3 protein-coding genes are annotated in these 5,925 nt (G+C 50.5%); all 3 read right to left on the minus strand.

What is annotated here, in order from left to right; all coding sequences use genetic code 11:
* The coding region (locus tag CX664_RS24670) for a DUF1601 domain-containing protein (RefSeq protein ID WP_146000333.1) at positions 1-1,096 on the minus strand (1,096 nt) is incomplete at its 3' end.
* Between the two features lie 106 nt (positions 1,097-1,202).
* A complete protein-coding gene (locus CX664_RS24675) occupies positions 1,203-4,349 on the minus strand; it encodes an RAP domain-containing protein (RefSeq protein ID WP_101749253.1) in 3,147 nt (1,048 codons plus the stop codon).
* Between the two features lie 171 nt (positions 4,350-4,520).
* On the minus strand, positions 4,521-5,925 hold a 1,405-nt coding region (locus CX664_RS24680), incomplete at its 5' end, for an RAP domain-containing protein (protein ID WP_146000334.1).

The following is a 5,925-nucleotide window of genomic DNA, read 5'->3' on the forward strand; positions in this document are numbered from 1 at the left end:
CGGCCACGGCCTCGTTGAACTCTGGTGTCTGCTCCTGCCCGTTGTCCACCAGTTTCGCCATGGCCCACAGCAGGTTGGCGATTTCCTGTGGTTTAAAGTGAGCTTTCTGTGCGTTCACGTGGGGCAATAGCCTGGCCACGGCCTCGTTGAACCCTGGTGTCCGCTCCTGCCCGTTGTCCACCAGTTTCGCCATGGCCCACAGCAGGTTGGCGATTTCCTGTGGTTTAAAGTGACCTTTCTGTGCGTTCACGTAGGGCAATAGGCTGGCCACGGCCTCATTAAGCCCTGGTGTCCGCTGCTGCCCGTTGTCCACCAGTTTCGCCATGGCCCACAGCAGGTTGGCAATATGTTGAGGAATAAATTGGTCCTTCTGTGTGTTCATATGGGGCAACAGTGCGGCCACAGCCTCGTTGAGCCCTGGTTTTCGCTCCTGCCCGCTGTCTACCAGTTTCGCCATGGCCCACAGCAGGTTGGCGACACCCTGGGCACCAATATTGCTGGTTTCAGCTTTTTGGTTGCACTTGAATATTATTGCATCAAGTAGCGTTGACAATAAGGCAATTTGAGTATGCTTAACACGCTCATCTATGGGGTTGTTATGGGGGGTAAAAACACCCGCTGAAGTAAATGAGTGCAGTGTTGTCGTCAGGCTTCGCCAATTCCAGCTTCGCGTTGCTTTGAAATTTTGCAGCAATCGCATCAGCTGGCTTTGTTCCGCTCGATTTAACGGTCTTTTAGACGCTGACGTGTATTTTTTAATTGAACTGGCATATAGACCGTGATCTCTCCCATCATAGCGATGACCGAAACGATAAGATTTACTCACCAGGCCATCCATTATTTCCTGTTTGGTGAGAGCATTAAAATCTTGAGCAGGGTTTACTGAACGGTACTGTAGATGTTGAGAAGAGCGTGTGAAAGAAGAATGGTAAAATTCATGACGCCCCGGGGCAGTGCGGGATGGGTTATCCCATTGTCTGACTGTGGCATATCCATATCGTCCACGCCGTGAAGAAGTGGCCTGGTCATCCGGTTGTTTGTTATCATTGCCTGATCTTGCGTATTGACCACTGATACCAGTAGAGCTTCTATCCATAATTATATTTCATTAATTCATGGAAATATAAAAAGCAGACTGTGGTTCTTTTCAGAAGTTCATTTTTCAGGAATGTGAAAACGGTTCCTGGGTCGAAGGGAGGGAATTACTGGCTGTTTTTTCTCTTCCTCTTGGCTGGTTTGCCGGTTTGTTCTTCTAAATGTTCTTCTGCGGTTAGGTAACCGTGATCTGAGGGTTGCCTGCTTTTATCAGCAGTAACGCATGCTGCATCTGCCCACCTTCTTTTAAGTGATACAGAGCCATGCCCTTGTGGCGGGATCCCTGTCCTGGTTTTTATTTGATCAATGTATGGTTTCATTAAATCCTGATTGCCAAGCCTGTTAACCGGAATTTCAATGACCTCAAATCCTGCTTTTTGCAACAGTGCGATTTTCAGCAGCGTCGAACCCTTCCTGGTGTTGAAATCACCACCCACGTAATGAGAGGGCCCCTGAACTTCAATCACCAGGTTGTGATCTGGCAGTAGCAGGTCAACAGGAGGCAGTGAGTTCAGACTCTTTTCTTCTTCAATCCGCAGAGATGGAATGCATGATTGGAGTAGATGGCGAACCTCGGATTGACGTTTTGACCTGGTAGTCTGGTAATGGGGGACGACCGGGCTCGCTCTCCCAAGCCAACTTGCGGCCATGGCAATGATGCGTTGATCCTCTTCATTGTGCAGGAATGTATTTTCCAGACGGGTAAACAGGTGATCCATGTGCTTTTCAAGCCAGTGATTGTTATTGGAGTTCAGTGACAATCTGGCACAGCAAACCATCACTCCCCAGAGAGAAATCAATAGGTCTTGCTGTGAGAGCTGAGGGTTTTCACTGATTCGGTAAACAAGCGATGCAAACGTAGAGGTCACCACGTTCAGCTCAACGAACTCACCCAGTTTCGCCGGGGCCCACAGCAGATTGGCGATTTCCTTTGGCTTAAAGTTAGCTTTCTGTGTGTTCACGTGGCGCAATAGTGCGGCCACGGCCTCGTTGAGCGCCGATGTCCACTCCCCGCTGTCCACCAGTTTCGCCATGGCCCACAGCAGGTTGGCGATTTCCTGTGGTTTAAAGTTAGCTTTCTCTTTGTTGACCTGTGGCAACAGCGCCGCTACGGCCTCGTTAAACTCTGGTGTTCGCTCCTGCCCGTTGTCCACCAGCTTCGCCATGGCCCACAGCAGGATGGCGATTCCCTGGGCATTAAATTGGTGCTTCCCTGCGTTCAGGTGAGGCAACAGCGCAGCCACGGCTTCGTTAAAGTCTGATGTCCGCTCCTGCCCGCTATTCACCAGTTTCGCCATGGCACACAGCAGGTTGGCGATACCCTGTGGTTTAAAGTTATCTTTCTGTGCGTTCACTTGTGGCAACAGTGCGGCCACGGCCTCTGTAAGCTCTGGAGTCCTTTCCTGCCCGTTGTCCAGCAATTTCGCTATCGCCCACAGCAGGTTGGCGATATGCGGAGGAGTAAATTGGTCTTTATGTGCGTTTACGTAAGGCAACAGCGCGGCCACGGCCTTGTTGAGCCCTGGTGTTCGCTCTTGCCCCTTGCTCACCAGTTTTGCCATGGCCCACAGCAGGTTGGCGATATGCTGAGGAATAAATTGGTTTTTTTTTGCGTTCACGTCGGGCAACAGTGTGGCCACAGCCTCTTTGAGCACTGGTGTTCGCTTCTGCCCCTTGTCCACCAGTTTTGCCATGGCCCACAGCAGGTTGGCGATATCCTGTGGTTTAAAGTTACCTTGCTGTGCGTTCACGTAAGGCAATAGAGCGGCCACCGCCTCGTTGAGCTCTGGTGTTCGCTTTTGCCTGTTGTCCACCAGTTTCGCTATAGCCCACAGCAGGTTGGCGATTTCCTGTCGTTTAAAGTTAGCTTTCTGTGCGTTCACGTGGGGCAGCAACGTGGCCACGGCCTTGTTGAGCCCTGGTGTGCGCTCCTGCCCGTGGTCCACCAGTTTTGCCATGGCCCACAGCAGGTTGGCGATATGCTGAGGAATAAATTGGTTCTTTTTTGCGTTCACGTGGGGCAACAGCGCGGCTACGGCCTTGTTGAGATCTGGTGTCTGTTCGTACCCGTTGTCCTCCAGTTTCGCCATGGCCCACAGCAGGTTGGTAATGCCTTGGCTATTAAATTGGTCTTTCTGTGCTTTCACGTAGGGCAACAGCGCGGCCACGGCCTTGTTGAGATCTGGTGTCTGTTCGTACCCGTTGTCCACCAGTTTTGCCATGGCCCACAGCTGGTTGGCAATGCCCTGGGCATTAAATTGGTCTTTCTGTGCGTTCACGAGGGGCAACAGCGTGGCTACGGCCCCTTTGAACCCTGGTGTCTGCTTTGGCCCGTGGTCCACCAGTTTCGCCATGGCCCACAGCAGGTTGGCGATATGTTGAGGAATAAATTGGTCTTTCTGTGCGTTCACGAGGGGCAACAATGATGCCATGGCCTCGTTGAACTCTGGTATTCGCTTCTGTCCATTGTTCACCAGTTTCGCCATGGCCCACAGCAGGTTGGCAATATGCTGAGGAATAAATTGGTCTTTCTGTGCGTTCATGTGGGGCAACAGTGCGGCCACAGCCTCGTTGAGCCCTGGTGTTCGCTCCTGCCCGCTGTCTACCAGTTTTGCCATGGCCCACAGCAGGTTGGCGATTCCCTGGGCATCAATATCCCCGGCTTCAGGTTTTTGGTTGCACTTAAATATGATTGCATCCAGTAGCGTTGTCATTAAGGCAGTCTGAGTGCGCTTAACACGCCCATCCATGGGGTTATGAGGGGTAAAAACACCCGCTGAAGTCAATGAATGAAATGTTGTCGTCAGGCTTAGCCAATTCCAGCTCCGTGTTGCGGTAAAATTTTCCAACAAACGCATCAGCTGGCTTTGTTCCCCTCGATTCAATGGTCTTTTAGCCGCTGACGTGTATTTTTTAATTAAGCTGGCATATTGACCGTGATGTCTCCCATTATAGCGATCACCAAAACGATAAGATTTATTCACCAGGCGATCCATTATTTTCTGTCTGGTGAGAGCATTAAAATCCTGAGCAGAGTTTACTGAACGGTAATTTAGATGTTGAGAAGAGCGTTTGAAAGAAGAATGGTAAAATTCATGACGCCCCGGGGCATTGCGGGAGGGGGTATCCCATTGTCTGACTATGGCATGTCTATATCGTCCACGCCGTGAAGAAGCAGCCTGGTCATCCGGTTGGTTGTAATCATTGCCTGATCTTGCGTATTGACCACTGATACCTGCCGGGCTTTTATCCATAACTATATTTCATCAATTCATGAGAATATAAAAAGCAGACTGCTGTTCTATTCAGAAGTTCATTTTGTTGGAATGTTGATAAATGTAAGCCGTTGGAGAAACGCATCTGCTCTTGATGCGAACCATCCTTTATCTTAAATCATCCGGGCGAAATTCAGGGGTAACAGGTCTTCAACGCTGGTAGTCTTGCATGTGAAAACGGTTCCCGGGTTGAAAGGAGGGAATTACTGGCTGTTTTTTTTTCTTCCTCTTGGCTGGTTTGCCGGTTTGTTCTTCTAAATGTTCTTCGGCGGTTAAGTAACGGTGATCTGAGGGTTGCCTGCCTTTATCAGCAGTAACATATGCCGCATCTGCCCACCTTCTTTTAAGTGATACAGAGCCATGCTCCTGTGGCGGGATGCCTATCCTGGTCTTTATTTGATCAATGTATGGTTTCATTAAATCCTGATTCCAAAGCATGGTAACCGGAATTTCAATGACCTCAAATCCTGCTTTTTGCAACAGTGCGATTTTCAGCAGAGTCGAACCATTCCTGGTTGTGAAATCACCACCCACGTAATGATACGGTCCCTGAACTTCAATCACCATGTTGTGATCTGGCAGTAGCAGGTCAACCGGAGGTAATGAGTTCAAACACTTTTCTTCTTCAATACGCAAAGAGGGAATGGATGATTGGAGTTGAGCGCGGAAGTCGGCTTGAGGTTTTGAAATGGTTGTCTGGTAATGGGGGACGAACGGACACGTCCTGCGAAGCCAACTTGCGGCCATGGCAATGATGCGTTGACCATCTTCATTGTCTGTGGATGTATTTTCCACACGAGTAAACAGGTCATCCATTTGCTTTTCAAACCAGTTATTACTTCGGAAGTCCAGAGACAATCTGGCACAGCAAACCATCAATCCCCAGAGAGACATCAATATCTCTTGCTGAGAGAGCTGATGGTTACCACTGATTCGGTAGACAAGCGATTTGAACGTGGATGTTACCATGTCCAGCTCAATGAGTTCGCCCAGTTTGGCCATGGCCCACAGCAGGTTGGCAATATGCTGAGGATTAAATTGGTCTTTCTTTGCGTTCACGTGAGGCAACAGCGCGGCCAGGGCCTCGTTGAGCTCTGGTGTCTGCTCCTGTCCGTTGTCCACCAGTTTCGCCATGGCCCACAGCAGGTTGGCGATGCCCTGTGGTGTAAAGTTAGCTTTCCGTGCGTTCACGTGGGGCAACAGCGCGGCCACGGCATCGTTGAGCCCTGGTGACCACTTCTGCCCGTTGTCCACCAGTTTCGCTATGGCCCACAGCAGATTGGCGATACCCTGTTGTTTAAATTGGTCTTTCTGTGTGTTCACGAGGGGCAACAGTGCGGCCACGGCCTCTTTGAGACCTGCTGTCCGCTCCTGCCCGTTGTCCACCAGTTTCGCCATGGCCCACAGCAGGTTGGTGATATCCTGGGCATTGAATTGGTCTTGCTGCGCCTTCACGTGGGGCAACAGCACGGCTAAGGCCACTTCAAGTTCTGGTGTCCGCTCCTGCCCGTTGTCCACCAGTTTCGCCATGGCCCACAGCAGGTTGGTGATTTGC

Origin of the sequence: Endozoicomonas acroporae (assembly GCF_002864045.1) — a bacterium.
GTDB classification, from domain to species: Bacteria; Pseudomonadota; Gammaproteobacteria; order Pseudomonadales; family Endozoicomonadaceae; genus Endozoicomonas; species Endozoicomonas acroporae.

Bases quoted from the DNA above. Each gene is read 5' to 3' on its own strand.
- CX664_RS24675 (WP_101749253.1), bottom strand. From the start codon at position 4,349: ATGGATAAAAGCCCGGCAGGTATCAGTGGTCAATACGCAAGATCAGGC.